Source organism: Pseudomonas fluorescens, from assembly GCF_000968015.1.
GTDB lineage: Bacteria > Pseudomonadota > Gammaproteobacteria > Pseudomonadales > Pseudomonadaceae > Aquipseudomonas > Aquipseudomonas fluorescens_W.
Window position 1 is genome coordinate 50,453 of the sequence record NZ_LACH01000009.1, and the last position, 15,749, is coordinate 66,201.

The following is a 15,749-nucleotide window of genomic DNA, read 5'->3' on the forward strand; positions in this document are numbered from 1 at the left end:
TCGCGAGCAAGCTCGCTCCCACAGGGTTTAGCGCAATCCTTGTGGGAGCGAGCTTGCTCGCGATGGCCGCGACTCGGTCTCGGATCAGCCCTCGACAGACTGAATATGCCCAAACATCTCCTGCACAAATTCCACTCGCTCGCGCACCGTTTCGGTAACCCCACGAGCCTTCAACTCTTCCAGCCGCGCTTCAACCGCATGCGTGCGCAACGTCAGCCCGCAATCATTGGCAATCTGAATGTTCAACCCAGGCCGGGCATTGAGCTCAAGAATAAGCGGCCCTTTCTCCTGGTCCAGCACCATGTCGACACCGATGTAACCCAGCCCGCACAGCTCATAGCAGCCCGCGGCAAGTTTCATGAAACCGTCCCAGTAGGGCAGTTGCACGCCATCCACTGCGTTGGTGGTGTCCGGGTGTTTGGCGATGATGTTGTTCAGCCAGGTGCCGCGCAACGTCTGCCCGGTCGCGAGGTCGACACCGACGCCGATGGCGCCCTGGTGCAGGTTGGCCTTGCCGCCGGACTGGCGCGTCGGCAAGCGCAGCATGGCCATCACCGGGTAACCCAACAGCACGATGATGCGGATGTCCGGCACGCCTTCATAGCTGATGCTTTTGAAAATCTGGTCCGGGATCACCCGGTATTCGATCAGCGCGCGGTCGCGGTGTCCGCCCAGGGAATACAGGCCGGTGAGGATGCTCGAGATATGGTGCTCGAGTTCCTCATGGTCGAGGATCTTGCCGGACACTGTGCGATAGCGCCCCTCGAACCGGTCGGCAACCACAATGATGCCGTCACCACCGGCGCCCTGGGCCGGTTTGATCACGAAATCGCTGCGCCCGCCGATGATCTCGTCGAGGTCGTCGATTTCCTTCTCGGTGGAGATCACGCCATACAGTTCCGGCACATGAATGCCGGCGGCGATGGCGCGTTCCTTGGTGATGATCTTGTCATCGACAATCGGGTACAGACTGCGCTTGTTGTACTTGAGCACGTAGTCCGCGTTACGCCGATTGATCCCCATGATGCCCCGGGCTTCCAGGGCCTTCCAGGTCTTCCAGAAGCCGAACATCAGGCGTCAGCCTTCTTCAGGAAAGCCTTGAATCGCACCAGTTCGGTCAGGCGGTAGCCGCGATAGCGACCCATCGCCAGCATGAAGCCCACCAGGATCAACAGGATCGCCGGGAAGGTGAACACGAAGTAAATCAGCTCTGGCACGGTCATGATCAGGTGCGCCAGAGACGCCGCGAACAGCGTACCGATCGCCACTTTCATGGCATGGCCGGAACCGCGTTCTTCCCAGGTAATCGACAAGCGTTCGATGGTCATGGTCAGAATCACCATCGGGAACAGCGCCACCGACAACCCGCGCTCCAGGCCGAGTTTATGGCTGAACAGGCTGATCGCCGCGATCAGCACCACCACGAAAGTCAGCACCACGGACAGCCTCGGCAGCATTTGCAGTTTCAAGTGTTCAAGGTAGGAGCGCAGCGACAGGCCCAACGCCGTGATGATCGTAAACAGCACGATACCGAAGCCGAGCTGGGTTTCCCGGAACGCCAGCGCGATCAGCACCGGAGTAAAGGTGCCGAGGGTCTGAATGCCGATCAGGTTGCGCAGGATCAAAATCACCAGCACACCGATCGGGATCATCACCATGATCATGAAGGTCTGCTGGGTTTGCAGCGGCAGGCCGTACAGCGAGTATTCGAGGAAGTTGGCGTCGGTGTTTTCGTCGGTCAGCTTGGCCAGGCGAATCGCGTTCATTTCGCTGTTGTTCAGGCTGAAGGTCACGTTGGCCTTCTTGCCGCCATCGACGGTGATCAGGTTTTCGTCGCCGGTCCACCACAGCAGGCGGTCGGTCGGCAGGCCTTGTTCGCCGGTTTCCGGGTTGAAGTACAGCCAGTCGGTGCCGTTGAAACTGCGCAGCCAGAGTTCAGGCAGTTGCGGTTGATCGGCCACCAGCCGAATGGTGTGGACCTTTTCCACCGGCACGTGCGCGATGGACAGCACCAATTCGACGATTTTCGCCTTGTTCCCGGGGGACGGATCGCCGCCCAGCAACAGCTTCACATTGTCGTCGTTGAGATTGTTGACACGCTTGATGGCTTCGCCGATGAAGGTTTCAACGTCGGCCGAGTGCTGGCGGATCGGTGCGAGCAAGGCTTCGGCGGCGACTTTTTCCGCGCCTTCGACGGCGATGCTGTCGCGGAAGGTCGGGCCTTTGACCTTGGATTTTTCACCGGTGTAGCGCTTGGTCAGCACCAGGCGGTAATAAAGCGTTTGATTGCCCTTGGCCCGGCGTGCCGACCAGGTGACTTTGCGGTTGCCGTCGGCGCGGTTCACAGCCACGCCGTAGTTATTGGAAATGAAGCTCTCGTTGAGGCTGACGTAATCGCGGCTCAGCGGCGGCACGAACATCTGGATCTTGACCGGGTCCTTGGTACTGGCGACGAACTCGACTTTGGCGTCGATGTTCCACAAGTCGTCGGTAGCGTCTTCGGTCACGGGGATGCCGAGCACGAAGATCTGATAGGCCGTGACTGAAATACCCAGCACCACCAGGATGGCGATCAGGAATTTCAGGTGAAGGGTAAGAGAGCGCATTGGAATTACTCTGCGGTATGAGCGTCGGTGGCGCAGGCGGGTTTGCCAGCAGCGTATTTAAGACTGGGGTCGACCAGCGCATCGAAGCGTTTCAGCGCTTCGGAGCCGATCAGGAGCGGGTATTGGAAGGCGCTGCGGTCGGTCAAGTTCACTTCGATGCTGCGTAAAGCCGAACCCATGCAGATATTCAGCTCGATCACCGGACGGGCGGTGTACTTCTTGCCTTCTTCCGGGTCGTAATCGCCTGCCCGTCGCTTGATCTTGCTGACGCGGGCCAGTGGCCGTTCGATCGGGTGCGAGTGCGCAGCGTCGATCGCCAGATAAAAGCGCACCCAGGATTCGCCATTGCGTTTGAAGCGTTTGATGTCACGGGCACTCAGGGAAGCGGTTTTCGCCCCGGTGTCGAGTTTGGCGGCGACTTCCAGGTCGATGCCGTCCAGGGAGGCGTACTCGTTGAGGCCGTAAACAGTCTTTTCCCCCGCCGCGGCAAAACCGGGCAGGCAAAGAAGATAAAGGAAGGTGGGGAAGGGCTTGAGTCTCATAAATCCTGGTGCGCAGCGGTCCGTACTTCGATTCAAGGCCCTGGCATCGCTGCGCAAGCTCCCTCGTATGCCTATCAACTGTTTATGACAAGCAGTGCAGATGTCACAAACAAATGCGGCCGGCATTCTAGCACGGTGGTTTTATGGCGCCAGCGCCGGGGGGCGGCTATAAACAGAGGGGATGCGTCGTTCTGGTGCAGTCGGTTATTAGACGATTGTCGACAATACCTATTTATCCTTTGACTAAAAGGTCTGTATTCGCTAGTTTTTGCGGCATCAGCTTTCAAGGTGTCGACAATATGCTGGATCAACTCGATCCCCCGGTCATTGCCCAAGACGATTCAGAGACACTTTCCGAGAACGTCTTCCGGCGCATTCAGGCGGCCATCGTCAAGGGCGAGATCGCCCCGGGCAGCAAGATCTCCGAGCCGGAACTGGCGCGCACCTATGGCATCAGCCGCGGGCCGCTGCGCGAGGCGATCCACCGTCTGGAAGGCCAGCGCCTGCTGGTTCGCGTACCGCACGTCGGGGCGCGGGTGGTTTCGCTAAGCCATGCCGAGCTGCTGGAACTCTACGAAATCCGCGAATCCCTCGAAGGCATGGCCTGCCGTCTGGCGGCCGAGCGCATGACGCTCGAAGAAATCGACGAACTGCGCCGGGTTCTCGAAACCCATGAGCGCGATGCGGCGTTTCAGGCCGGTGTCGGCTACTACCAGCAGGAAGGCGATTTCGACTTCCATTACCGAATCATCCAGGGCAGCGGCAACCGCACCCTGACGCAGATGCTCTGCGGCGAGCTCTATCAACTGGTGCGCATGTACCGCATCCAGTTTTCCACCACGCCCAATCGCCCGCGTCAGGCCTTTGCCGAGCACCACCGAATTCTCGACGCCATCGCCGACCGTGACGGTGAGCTAGCCGAGTTGTTGATGCGCCGCCATATCGGCGCCTCCAAACGCAATATCGCCCGTCACTACCAGGACGGCACACACCAGACAGCCACTGAACGAGGTGAGTCATGAGTTCCAACAAGAGCACTCCAGGCCAGCGTTTCCGCGATGCGGTCGCCAGCGAGCATCCTTTGCAAGTGGTCGGCGCGATCAACGCCAATCACGCGCTGCTGGCCAAGCGCGCCGGTTTCAAGGCGATTTATCTGTCGGGTGGCGGGGTGGCTGCCGGCTCCCTCGGCGTGCCGGACCTGGGTATCACCGGTCTGGACGACGTGCTGACCGACGTGCGCCGCATCACTGACGTCTGCGACCTGCCGCTGTTGGTGGACGTGGACACCGGTTTCGGTTCCTCGGCGTTCAACGTGGCGCGTACCGTCAAGTCGATGATCAAGTTCGGCGCGGCGGCGATTCACATCGAAGACCAGGTCGGCGCCAAGCGCTGCGGTCACCGCCCTAATAAAGAGATCGTGTCCTTGCAGGAAATGGTCGATCGGATCAAGGCTGCTGTTGATGCGCGTACCGATGACAGCTTCGTGATCATGGCCCGTACCGACGCCCTGGCAGTGGAAGGTCTGGAATCCGCTTTGGATCGCGCCGCGGCGTGCATCGAGGCTGGCGCCGACATGATCTTCCCGGAAGCCATCACCGAACTGGACATGTACAAGCTGTTCGCCAACCGCGTGAAAGCGCCGATCCTGGCCAACATCACCGAATTCGGCGCGACCCCGCTGTACACCACCGAGCAACTCGCCGCTGCTGATGTGTCGCTGGTGCTGTACCCGTTGTCGGCGTTCCGCGCGATGAACAAAGCCGCGGAAAACGTCTACACCGCCATCCGTCGCGACGGCACGCAACAGAACGTTATCGACACCATGCAGACCCGCATGGAGCTTTACGATCGCATCGACTACCACACCTTCGAGCAGAAGCTCGATGCGTTGTTTGCGGCGAAGAAATAAAGATCAAAAGATCGCAGCCTCGCTCCGCTCGACAGCTCCTACAGGAATGTTGCCGAACGCGGTCAATGTAGGAGCTGTCGAGCTCAAGCGAGGCTGCGATCTTTTCGGCATCACCGAAATACCTGATGAAACAAAATTTGCCGATTCCCTAACAAATTCAAAAACTGGAGACAGCAATGGCCGAAGCAAAAGTACTCAGTGGCGCCGGGCTCCGTGGCCAGGTTGCCGGGCAAACTGCACTGTCCACCGTGGGCCAGTCGGGCGCAGGCCTGACCTATCGTGGCTACGACGTTCGCGAACTGGCGGCTGACGCACAATTCGAAGAAGTGGCCTACCTGCTGCTTTACGGTGAATTGCCGACCCAAACACAACTCGCCGCTTACATCAGTAAACTGAGCAAGCTGCGCGACCTGCCGCAAGCGCTGAAAGAAGTGCTGGAACGCATCCCCGCCGACGCCCACCCGATGGACGTGATGCGCACCGGTTGCTCGTTCCTGGGCAACATCGAACCGGAGAAAGACTTCTCCGAACAACACGACGTGACCGACCGTCTGCTGGCCGCGTTCCCGGCGATCATGTGCTACTGGTATCGCTTCAGCCACGACGGCAAACGCATCAGCTGCGTGAGCGACGAACAATCCATCGGCGGTCACTTCCTGCACCTGCTGCACGACAAGAAGCCGAGCGAGTTGCACGTCAAAGTGATGAACGTTTCGCTGATCCTCTACGCGGAACACGAGTTCAACGCCTCGACGTTCACCGCACGGGTTTGCGCCTCGACCCTGTCGGACATGTTCTCCTGCATCACCGCCGCCATCGGTTCGCTGCGCGGTCCGCTGCACGGCGGCGCCAACGAAGCGGCGATGGAAATGATCGAACGCTTCAGCTCGCCGGAAGAGGCGATCAAAGGCACCCTCGGCATGCTCGAGCGCAAGGACAAGATCATGGGCTTCGGCCACGCGATCTATAAGGACAACGATCCGCGCAACGAGGTGATCAAGGGCTGGTCGAAAAAACTCGCTGACGAAGTGGGCGACACCGTGTTGTTCCCGGTCTCCGAAGCCATCGACAAGACCATGTGGGAGCAGAAGAAACTGTTCCCGAACGCCGACTTCTACCACGCGTCGACGTACCACTTCATGGGCATCCCGACCAAGTTGTTCACACCGATTTTCGTCTGCTCGCGCCTGACCGGCTGGGCGGCGCACGTGTTCGAACAACGTGCCAACAACCGCATCATCCGCCCGAGCGCCGAGTACGTCGGCGTCGAACAGCGCAAGTTCGTGCCAATCGAACAACGCTGAATGGTGAAGGCCTGCACAGGGATCTGAATTCAACACAGGTCCCTGTGGGAGCGAGCTTGCTCGCGATAGTGGTGGGTCAGTCGACATCAATGTCGGATGTGACTCAGTCATCGCGAGCAAGCTCGCTCCCACAGTGGATGGTGTTGAGTTCAAGCCCGGTACCAGGCCCCACCTTTTGAAATCACCGTGACCGAGTCCTGACGATGAACACTGAATTCCGTAAACCGCTGCCCGGCAGCCATCTGGATTACTTCGACGTCCGTGCGGCTGTCGAAGCCATCCAGCCCGGCGCCTACGACACTCTGCCGTACACCTCCCGCGTGCTGGCGGAAAACCTGGTGCGTCGCTGCGACCCGGCCACCCTCACCGAATCCCTGAAGCAGTTTATCGAGCGCAAGCGCGACCTCGACTTCCCGTGGTTCCCGGCCCGCGTGGTGTGCCACGACATTCTCGGCCAGACCGCGCTGGTCGACCTCGCCGGCCTGCGTGACGCCATCGCCCTGCAAGGTGGCGACCCGGCGCAAGTGAACCCGGTGGTGCCGACACAATTGATCGTCGATCACTCCCTGGCCGTCGAACGCGGTGGTTTCGATCCAGAGGCGTTCGAGAAGAACCGCGCCATCGAAGACCGTCGCAACGAAGACCGTTTCCACTTCATCAACTGGACCAAAAAGGCGTTCAAGAACGTTGATGTGATTCCACCGGGCAACGGGATCATGCACCAGATCAACCTGGAGAAAATGTCTCCGGTGATTCAGGTGCGCGATGGTGTTGCCTTCCCTGATACCTGCGTCGGTACCGACAGCCACACCCCGCACGTCGACGCACTGGGCGTGATCGCCATCGGTGTCGGCGGCCTGGAAGCTGAAAGCGTGATGCTTGGCCGCGCGTCGTGGATGCGTCTGCCGGAAAGCGTCGGCGTCGAATTGACGGGCAAGCTGCAACCGGGCATCACCGCCACCGACATGGTGCTGGCGTTGACCGAGTTCCTGCGTCAGCAAAAAGTCGTCGGTGCGTGGCTGGAATTCTTCGGCGAAGGCGCCTCCGCGCTGACTCTCGGCGACCGCGCAACCATTTCCAACATGGCCCCGGAATACGGCGCCACCGCAGCGATGTTCTACATCGACCAGCAGACCATCGACTACCTGAAACTCACCGGCCGCGAAGACGAGCAGGTGCAGTTGGTCGAGAGCTACGCCAAGACTACAGGCCTGTGGGCTGACAGCCTGAAAGGCGCGCAATACGAGCGCGGGTTGACCTTCAACCTGTCCTCGGTGGTGCGCAACATGGCCGGCCCGAGCAACCCGCACGCCCGCGTCGCGACTTCCGATCTCGCCGCCCAAGGCATCTCCGGCCAGTGGGACGACGTTCCGGGCCAGATGCCGGACGGCGCGGTGATCATCGCCGCCATCACCAGTTGCACCAACACCAGCAACCCGCGCAACGTCATCGCCGCCGGTCTGCTGGCGCGCAATGCCAACAAGCTCGGATTGACCCGCAAGCCGTGGGTCAAATCGTCGCTGGCGCCGGGTTCGAAAACCGTGGCGCTCTACCTGGACGAAGCCGGCCTGACCACTGAGTTGGAGCAACTCGGCTTCGGCGTCGTGGCTTTCGCTTGCACCACGTGCAACGGCATGTCCGGCGCGCTGGACCCGGTGATCCAGCAAGAGATCATCGACCGCGACCTGTACGCCACTGCGGTGCTGTCCGGCAACCGCAACTTCGACGGCCGGATTCACCCATACGCCAAGAACGCCTTCCTCGCTTCGCCGCCGTTGGTGGTTGCTTACGCCATCGCCGGGACCATCCGTTTCGACATCGAAAAAGATGTGCTGGGTGTGGTTGACGGTAAGGAAATCCGCCTGAAAGACATCTGGCCGAGCGACGAAGAAATCGACGCAGTGGTCAAGGCATCGGTCAAGCCGGAGCAGTTCCGTCAGGTCTACATTCCGATGTTCGCCATCCACGAAGACACCGGTCCGAAAGTGACGCCGCTGTACGACTGGCGCGAGATGAGCACCTACATCCGCCGTCCGCCGTACTGGGAAGGCGCGTTGGCCGGCGCACGTCCGCTCAAGGGCATGCGCCCGCTGGCTGTGCTGCCGGACAACATCACCACCGATCACCTGTCGCCTTCGAACGCGATCATGCTCGACAGCGCCGCCGGCGAATACCTGGCGAAAATGGGCCTGCCGGAAGAGGACTTCAACTCTTACGCAACGCACCGCGGTGACCACCTGACCGCGCAACGCGCCACCTTCGCCAACCCGAAACTGTTCAATGAAATGGTTCAGGAAAACGGCAAGGTCAAGCAGGGTTCACTGGCTCGCGTCGAGCCGGAAGGCAAAGTGATGCGCATGTGGGAAGCCATCGAAACCTATATGGAGCGCAAGCAGCCGCTGATCATCATCGCCGGCGCCGACTACGGTCAGGGCTCGTCCCGCGACTGGGCGGCCAAAGGCGTGCGTCTGGCCGGTGTGGAAGCGATTGCGGCCGAAGGCTTCGAGCGCATTCACCGCACCAACCTGGTGGGCATGGGCGTGTTGCCGCTGGAGTTCAAGCCGGGCACCGATCGCAAGACATTAGGCATCGATGGCAGCGAAACCTACGACGTGATCGGTGAGCGCACCCCGCGTGCCGAGCTGACGCTGGTGATTAACCGCAAGAACGGCGAACGCGTCGAAGTGCCGGTGACTTGCCGCCTCGACACCGCCGAAGAAGTGTCGATCTACGAGGCCGGCGGCGTGTTGCAACGCTTCGCTCAGGACTTCCTCGAAGAATCGGCGGTTGCCGTTTAACACGATGAGTTCGGGCGGGGCCGTGCGGTCCCGCTCGATCCTAAAAGGAACATCATGGCTCACGCACCTCAAATTAGAATCCCCGCCACCTACATGCGCGGCGGCACCAGCAAAGGCGTGTTTTTCAGCCTGAAAGACCTGCCCGAAGCGGCACAGGTTCCAGGCCCGGCGCGCGATGCCTTGTTGCTGCGCGTGATCGGCAGCCCCGATCCGTACGACAAACAAATCGACGGCATGGGCGGCGCGACTTCCAGTACCAGCAAAACCGTGATCCTGTCGAAAAGCGTCAAGGCCGATCACGACGTCGATTACCTGTTCGGTCAGGTGTCCATCGACAAGCCTTTCGTCGACTGGAGCGGCAACTGCGGCAACCTGTCGGCGGCGGTCGGATCGTTCGCCATCAGCAATGGTCTGGTGGACGCCAGCCGCATCCCGCATAACGGCGTTGCCGTGGTTCGCGTGTGGCAGGCCAACATCGGCAAGACCATCATCGCCCACGTGCCGATCACCAATGGTGAAGTGCAGGAAACCGGTGATTTCGAACTCGACGGCGTGACCTTTCCGGCCGCTGAAGTGCAGGTCGAATTCATGGACCCGGCGGCGGAAGAAGAGGGCGGCGGTGGTTCGATGTTCCCTACCGGCAACCTGGTCGATGACCTCGAAGTGCCCGGCGTCGGGACCCTCAAGGCGACTATGATCAATGCCGGTATTCCGACGATTTTCGTTAATGCTGAAGACATCGGTTACACCGGCACCGAGCTGCAAGGCGCGATCAACAGTGATCCGAAAGCGCTGCTGATGTTTGAAACCATTCGGGCTTACGGCGCATTGCGCATGGGCTTGATCAAGGATCTGGACGAAGCGGCCAAGCGTCAGCACACGCCTAAGGTTGCCTTTGTGGCCAAGCCGGCGGACTACGTTGCTTCGAGTGGCAAGGCGATTGCGGCGGGTGATGTCGATTTGTTGGTACGCGCATTGTCGATGGGCAAATTGCACCACGCGATGATGGGCACGGCGGCCGTGGCCATCGGTACGGCGGCGGCGATTTCCGGCACGTTGGTGAACCTCGCTGCGGGCGGTATCGAACGCAATGCCGTGCGCTTTGGGCATCCGTCCGGCACCTTGCGTGTGGGGGCTGAAGCCAGCCAGGTCAACGGTGAATGGACTGTGAACAAAGCCATCATGAGCCGCAGTGCGCGGGTGTTGATGGAAGGTTACGTCCGCGTGCCGGGTGATTCGTTCTGACACAAATCCAGAAGTAAACACAAAACCCTGTAGGAGCGAGCCTGCTCGCGATGAGGCCATAACATTCAATATGCTTGTTGCCAGTCATACCGCCATCGCGAGCAGGCTCGCTCCTACAGTGGATCGCATTTCAACAATAAGAATCTTGTAACCGACTGAGATTTATCTGAACCGAGGTCCCATCAACGAACCACTTCAAGAGTGAATCGAACATGAGCACCAACGTCGACCAGAACAACCGCCCCGACTACGACACGGTCCTGCAGGACGTTGCCGACTACGTCCTCAACTTCAAGATCCAATCCGCCGAAGCCCTCGACACCGCCCGCAACTGCCTGATGGACACGTTGGGCTGTGGCCTGCTGGCCCTGCGCTTTCCCGAATGCACCAAACACCTCGGCCCCATGGTGGAAGGCACCGTCGTTCCGTTCGGCGCGCGCGTCCCCGGCACCAGTTATCGCCTCGACCCGGTCAAGGCGGCGTGGGACATCGGTTGCATCGTGCGCTGGCTCGACTACAACGACACCTGGCTCGCGGCCGAATGGGGCCATCCGTCCGATAACCTCGGCGGCATTCTCGCGGTGGCCGATCACCTGTCGCAAAAGCGCCTGGCCAATGGCGATGCGCCGCTGACCGTCCGCGTGGTACTCGAAGCCATGATCATGGCTCACGAAATCCAGGGCGTGATCGCGCTGGAAAACTCCTTCAATCGTGTAGGCCTGGATCACGTCATTCTGGTGAAAGTCGCCTCGACCGCCGTCACCGCCAAGCTGATGGGCGCCAGTCGTGAGCAGTTGCTGTCGGCGTTGTCCCATGCGTTCGCCGACGGACAGGCGCTGCGCACTTACCGTCATGCGCCGAATGCCGGATCGCGTAAATCCTGGGCCGCAGGCGACGCGTCCAGCCGTGGCGTGCGTCTGGCGGACATCGCGATGCGCGGCGAAATGGGCGTCCCCGGCGTACTGACCGCCAAACAATGGGGCTTCTACGACGTGCTGTTCAGCCACACCAACAACGACCTGGCGCTCAAGCCTGAAGACAAACGCGCGTTCAGCTTCTCCCGGCCGTACGGCAGCTACGTGATGGAAAACGTGCTGTTCAAAATCAGCTTCCCGGCCGAGTTCCACGCGCAAACGGCCTGCGAAGCGGCGGTGACGCTGCACCCGCAAGTCAGAAATCGCCTGCATGAAATCGACAAAATCGTCATCACCACCCACGAATCGGCGATCCGCATCATCTCCAAGGTTGGTCCGCTGGCCAACGCTGCGGACCGTGACCATTGCATTCAGTACATGACCGCCGTGCCGCTGGCGTTCGGCAATCTGGTGGCCGAGCAGTACGAGGACGACTTTCACGCGGCGCATCCGATCATCGACGTGCTGCGCGAAAAAATGGTCATCGTCGAAGACCCGCGTTACACCCGCGAGTACCTGGAGGCCGACAAGCGCTCCATCGCCAATGCGATACAGGTGTTCTTCAAGGATGGCTCCAGCACCGAGAACGTGTTGGTGGAATACCCGATCGGCCATCGCCGTCGTCGCACCGACGGCATTCCATTGCTGGAAGACAAGTTCAAGGCCAACCTGGCGACGCGCTTCAACGCCCAGCGCAGCGCCGAGATTTTTGCGTTGTGCAAGGATCAGGCTGCGCTTGAGGCGACACCGGTGAACCGGTTTGTGGATTTGTTCATGATTTAATCGAATGGATGCCATCCCCTGTAGGAGCTGCCGCAGGCTGCGATCTTTTGATCTTAAAAAATCAAGATCAAAAGATCGCAGCCTGCGGCAGCTCCTACACGGATCGCTTCAGCCTTTGAGCCACTTTTCCACAGGCAATTTGGTGATCGCAAACCCCGTCAGCAAAATCGCTGAGTACATCATCAATTCCCGGGACAAGGTTTGCCCCTCGTACCAGGCACCGATGATCACCGCGAATACCGGGAAAATGATGAACACAAACGACAAAATGATCGGGCTCAGTCGCTTGAGCAGCAGGAAGTAAACGATAAATCCGCCCACCGACGCCACCAGCCCCAGATAGAGCAGGGCGCGCCACGAACGCGCGGTGATGGCACCGAACACCGGTGCTTCGACATTCAATCCGGCGACAAACAGCATCAGCCCGGCAATGCCAATGGGCAGCGTGTTGTAGGTAATCACGCTGATCGCCGTACCGTGTTTTTTCGTCACCACGTAACACAGCGCATGCATCACCGCCGCGCAGAGAATCGCCAACACCCCGAACAGTTCGGCATGGTCCAGATGCAGCCCTTGGCTGCGGATGATCATGAACAGGCTGCCGAAACCGATGGCGATGCCCAGCACTTGCGAGGGGTAGATTTTCTCCCGCAGAAACAGCGCGGAAAACAGCAGGATGAACACCGGCATGCAGCTGAACAGCAGCGCCGTCAGACCGGACGAAACGTGCATCTCGCCGTAATTGAGCAAGTAATACGGCAGGCTGAAATACGTCAATGTGACGAAGACAAAGAACCAGCGACTTTCTCTGGGAAACAGCAGTGGTTCACGACGGATCAGGGCGAAGCCGAGAAACAACGGAAAAGCGATCAGGAACCGCAGACCGGCAGCGGTCAGCGGCGGCACGCTTTCAACGGCAATCTTGATCCCGAGCCACGTGGTGCCCCAACTCAGGCACACGATCAGGAACAGCACGCTGGTGATCAGGGCGGCCATCCAGGGTTTGGCAGTACGTGATGGTGCGCTGATGGCGATGGACATGAGCGAGCTCCTTTTATGTTCGGAATTGACCTTCATCTGCAAAAGGTCTATCCCTGATTGAGCCTGTTTCAAGCACGCTATTCGGGGCTGGAATGACTGTCAAAACAAGTATTGCCATGGTGTCAATCCTGCGCGATGGCCTGGCGAACGGTCTGGGGGTGAAATACAAACGCCTCGCCGACGCGATCGAAAAAGGCATTGCTGAAGGGCTGATCGAGCCCGGCTGCAAATTGCCGCCTCATCGGTTGCTGGCGGATAGCCTCGGCGTAACCATCGGTACCATCAGCCGCGCTTACGGTGAACTCGAACGTGTGGGATTGGTGGTCGCTCGCGTAGGAGACGGCACGTATGTGCGTCAGCGCGGGATGGAACGACCGCGGGACGGTGGCTTTCGCAATGTCAGTGATGAACCGCGGGCGTTTTTTGACATGAGCCGCAATCAACCGATTCCGGGGCAGGAAGCGCTTTTTTTGAGTCAGAGCCTGCAAGCGTTGTCCCTTGATCCTGAGGCGTTGCAACACCTCAGCGGCTACACCGTTGATGTCGGTTTATCGCGCTATCGCGAGGCGGGCGCGCACTGGCTCAGGCATAAAGAGTTTGTCCCGAACGCCGAGCAAGTCGTTTGTGTAAACGGCGGCCAGCACGGTCTGTTATGTGCCTTGATGGGGTTGCTCAAGGCGGGCGATACGGTGGTGACGGAGCACCTGACCTACCCGGGGTTGATCAGCGTCGCACGCCAGCTCGGGATAAAACTGATCGGCGTCGGGATGGATGATGAAGGACTGATGCCCGATGCCCTGGAGGAGGTTTGCCGCAACCATCGTGTGTCGGCGCTGTATTGCACGCCGACGATCCAGAATCCTACGGCTGCCGTGATGTCCGTCGCACGGCGCGAGGCGATTGCAGAGGTCTGTCGGCAGCACAATCTGTTGATCTTTGAAGACGAAGCCCACGCGGTATTGGCTCAACAGCGACCGTTACCCTTGAGCCATTTCGCCCCGGAGCGTTCGGTGCTGATCGGCAGCCTGAGCAAGGCGGTTTCGGCGGGTTTGCGAGTCGGTTACCTGCATGCGCCGCAACCGTTGATCGGACGCTTGAGCGCAGCCGTGCGCGGGACGTGCTGGATGGCCAGCCCGTTGTCGTTGGAGGTGGCGAGTCTGTGGATAGAAAACGGTATTGCCGAGCAGTTGCTGGGCCAGCAGATTGCGGAGATCGGTCGGCGCAAGGCGTTGGTGAGTGGTGTGCTGGACGGTTTGGCGTACAAAACCCATTCCCATAGCCCGCACTTCTGGGTCGAAGTGCCCGAGCCGTGGCGCGCTTCGCAGATTGCTGAGGAGCTCAAGGCGAATAATTATCTGATCGCCACCGCTGAAGCGTTTGCGGTCGGGCACGGGGCGGTGCCGCAGTTCGTCAGGGCGAGTGTGTGTAATTCGGCGGGGGACGATCGGTTGTTGCTGAGAGGGTTTGAAGCGCTGGCTGGGACACTCAGGGAGATCGAGTAATCGTTCATCGCGAGCAGGCTCACTCCTACAAGGGATCTTCAGTGGACACAACATTTGTGAACGACAGAAGTCCCCTGTAGGAGTGAGCCTGCTCGCGATGACGGTAGAACAGGCACCACAGATTTACTTGAACCGCCGCTCCACGCCTTTCTCCACCAGAATCTTCGCCGAAATCTCTTCCACCGAAAAATGGGTGGAATTGATGTGCGGGATGTTCTCGCGGCGGAACAGATTCTCTACCTCTCGCACTTCGAATTCGCACTGGGCGTAGCTCGAATAGCGGCTGTTGGGCTTGCGCTCGTTGCGGATCGCGGTGAGGCGATCCGGGTCAATGGTCAGGCCGAACAGTTTGTGCTGGTGGGCACGCAGGGTGCCCGGCAGTTGCAGGCGCTCCATGTCGTCTTCGGTCAGCGGATAGTTGGCCGCGCGGATGCCAAATTGCATGGCCATGTACAGGCACGTCGGCGTCTTACCGCAACGCGACACGCCCACTAGGATCAGGTCCGCCTTGTCGTAATAATGCGTGCGCGCACCGTCGTCGTTGTCGAGGGCGAAGTTCACCGCCTCGATCCGCTCCATGTAATTGGAGTTGCTGCCAATCGAGTGGGACTTGCCGACGGTGTAGGAAGAATGCTCGGTCAGTTCCTGTTCGAGAGGCGCCAGGAAGGTCGAGAAAATGTCGATCATGAAACCATTGGACGTTGCGAGGATCTCACGGATGTCCTGATTGACAATGGTGTCGAAGATGATCGGCCGGAAGCCGTCGGTTTCGGCGGCTTTGTTGATTTGTTGTACCATGGCCCGCGCTTTATCCACGTTGTCGATGTAGGGCCGCGTGAATTTGCTAAAGGTAATGTTTTCGAACTGCGCCAGGAGGCTTTGGCCGAGGGTTTCGGCGGTGATGCCGGTGCCATCGGAGATAAAGAAAGCAGATCGTTTCATTTGCACCTTGGGCCTTAAGCTAGTGACGAATCTTGGATATGATAGGCGCGATTTGCCGGCCGCCAGTGGCCCGCATTCTCACTTATTTTCCAGGTCCAGGCCATACAGCTGGCAAACGCTCTAATGAGCAGCCGGCTTCTGAGCTTTTCCAACACAGTTAGTG

Annotated in this window: 12 protein-coding genes; 7 read left to right on the forward strand and 5 right to left on the reverse strand. The window is 59.6% G+C overall.

Going from position 1 to position 15,749, the window contains the following annotated elements:
* Positions 1-84: 84 nt before the first annotated feature.
* From VD17_RS06220 to rloA, 3 genes are read right to left on the reverse strand one after another with little or no spacing between them, the layout of a single operon-like run.
* Positions 85-1,071 carry an alpha-L-glutamate ligase-like protein gene (locus tag VD17_RS06220; RefSeq protein WP_046053142.1) on the reverse strand — a complete coding sequence of 329 codons (987 nt, stop codon included), beginning with the start codon at positions 1,069-1,071 and terminating at the stop codon, positions 85-87.
* Positions 1,071-2,606, reverse strand: a complete 1,536-nt coding sequence (gene rloB, locus VD17_RS06225) for an osmotic stress tolerance membrane protein RloB (protein WP_046053143.1) — start codon at positions 2,604-2,606, stop codon at positions 1,071-1,073. The genes VD17_RS06220 and rloB overlap by 1 nt, the downstream gene beginning before the upstream one ends.
* Before the next feature lie 5 nt (positions 2,607-2,611).
* A complete protein-coding gene (gene rloA / locus VD17_RS06230) occupies positions 2,612-3,148 on the reverse strand; it encodes a retropepsin-like aspartic peptidase RloA (protein WP_008146333.1) in 537 nt (178 codons plus the stop codon).
* Between the two features lie 302 nt (positions 3,149-3,450).
* Between rloA and VD17_RS06235 the strand changes: the two genes are divergently transcribed.
* The 6 genes from VD17_RS06235 (at position 3,451) to prpD (ending at position 12,101) form a co-directional block, all read left to right on the forward strand.
* Positions 3,451-4,170: a GntR family transcriptional regulator gene (locus VD17_RS06235; protein ID WP_176471555.1), complete on the forward strand. Its 720-nt coding sequence runs from the start codon at positions 3,451-3,453 to the stop codon at positions 4,168-4,170.
* The gene (prpB, locus tag VD17_RS06240; protein WP_010456549.1) at positions 4,167-5,057 is read left to right on the forward strand and encodes a methylisocitrate lyase; all 891 of its coding nucleotides are present in this window, start codon (positions 4,167-4,169) and stop codon (positions 5,055-5,057) included. The genes VD17_RS06235 and prpB overlap by 4 nt, the downstream gene beginning before the upstream one ends.
* Before the next feature lie 176 nt (positions 5,058-5,233).
* Positions 5,234-6,361, forward strand: a complete 1,128-nt coding sequence (gene prpC, locus VD17_RS06245) for a bifunctional 2-methylcitrate synthase/citrate synthase (RefSeq protein ID WP_046053144.1) — start codon at positions 5,234-5,236, stop codon at positions 6,359-6,361.
* A gap of 203 nt (positions 6,362-6,564) precedes the next feature.
* Positions 6,565-9,159: a Fe/S-dependent 2-methylisocitrate dehydratase AcnD gene (acnD, locus tag VD17_RS06250; RefSeq protein ID WP_046053145.1), complete on the forward strand. Its 2,595-nt coding sequence runs from the start codon at positions 6,565-6,567 to the stop codon at positions 9,157-9,159.
* A 54-nt stretch (positions 9,160-9,213) separates the two neighbouring features.
* Positions 9,214-10,404 (forward strand): 2-methylaconitate cis-trans isomerase PrpF, encoded by a 1,191-nt coding sequence (gene prpF, locus VD17_RS06255; protein WP_046053146.1) that lies wholly within the window; start codon positions 9,214-9,216, stop codon positions 10,402-10,404.
* 212 nt (positions 10,405-10,616) lie between these two features.
* The gene (prpD, locus tag VD17_RS06260) at positions 10,617-12,101 is read left to right on the forward strand and encodes a 2-methylcitrate dehydratase (RefSeq protein WP_046053147.1); all 1,485 of its coding nucleotides are present in this window, start codon (positions 10,617-10,619) and stop codon (positions 12,099-12,101) included.
* Positions 12,102-12,209: 108 nt separating this feature from the next.
* On the opposite strand, the gene VD17_RS06265 is transcribed toward prpD, so the two are convergent.
* Positions 12,210-13,097 (reverse strand): DMT family transporter, encoded by an 888-nt coding sequence (locus tag VD17_RS06265; RefSeq protein ID WP_185753110.1) that lies wholly within the window; start codon positions 13,095-13,097, stop codon positions 12,210-12,212.
* Positions 13,098-13,234: 137 nt separating this feature from the next.
* Between VD17_RS06265 and VD17_RS06270 the strand changes: the two genes are divergently transcribed.
* A complete protein-coding gene (locus VD17_RS06270; protein WP_046053149.1) occupies positions 13,235-14,644 on the forward strand; it encodes an aminotransferase-like domain-containing protein in 1,410 nt (469 codons plus the stop codon).
* A gap of 123 nt (positions 14,645-14,767) precedes the next feature.
* Here the strand turns inward: VD17_RS06270 and ppsR are convergent, their stop codons facing one another.
* The gene (ppsR, locus tag VD17_RS06275) at positions 14,768-15,586 is read right to left on the reverse strand and encodes a posphoenolpyruvate synthetase regulatory kinase/phosphorylase PpsR (protein WP_046053150.1); all 819 of its coding nucleotides are present in this window, start codon (positions 15,584-15,586) and stop codon (positions 14,768-14,770) included.
* Positions 15,587-15,749: the final 163 nt, after the last annotated feature.

Excerpts from the sequence above, each read along its gene's own strand:
- ppsR (WP_046053150.1), bottom strand. The coding sequence starts at position 15,586 with ATGAAACGATCTGCTTTCTTTATCTCCGATGGCACCGGCATCACCGCC.
- prpB (WP_010456549.1), top strand. The coding sequence starts at position 4,167 with ATGAGTTCCAACAAGAGCACTCCAGGCCAGCGTTTCCGCGATGCGGTC.
- rloA (WP_008146333.1), bottom strand. The coding sequence starts at position 3,148 with ATGAGACTCAAGCCCTTCCCCACCTTCCTTTATCTTCTTTGCCTGCCC.
- acnD (WP_046053145.1), top strand. The coding sequence starts at position 6,565 with ATGAACACTGAATTCCGTAAACCGCTGCCCGGCAGCCATCTGGATTAC.
- prpF (WP_046053146.1), top strand. The coding sequence starts at position 9,214 with ATGGCTCACGCACCTCAAATTAGAATCCCCGCCACCTACATGCGCGGC.
- prpC (WP_046053144.1), top strand. The coding sequence starts at position 5,234 with ATGGCCGAAGCAAAAGTACTCAGTGGCGCCGGGCTCCGTGGCCAGGTT.
- rloB (WP_046053143.1), bottom strand. The coding sequence starts at position 2,606 with ATGCGCTCTCTTACCCTTCACCTGAAATTCCTGATCGCCATCCTGGTG.
- VD17_RS06270 (WP_046053149.1), top strand. The coding sequence starts at position 13,235 with ATGACTGTCAAAACAAGTATTGCCATGGTGTCAATCCTGCGCGATGGC.
- VD17_RS06220 (WP_046053142.1), bottom strand. The coding sequence starts at position 1,071 with ATGTTCGGCTTCTGGAAGACCTGGAAGGCCCTGGAAGCCCGGGGCATC.
- VD17_RS06265 (WP_185753110.1), bottom strand. The coding sequence starts at position 13,097 with ATGGCCGCCCTGATCACCAGCGTGCTGTTCCTGATCGTGTGCCTGAGT.
- prpD (WP_046053147.1), top strand. The coding sequence starts at position 10,617 with ATGAGCACCAACGTCGACCAGAACAACCGCCCCGACTACGACACGGTC.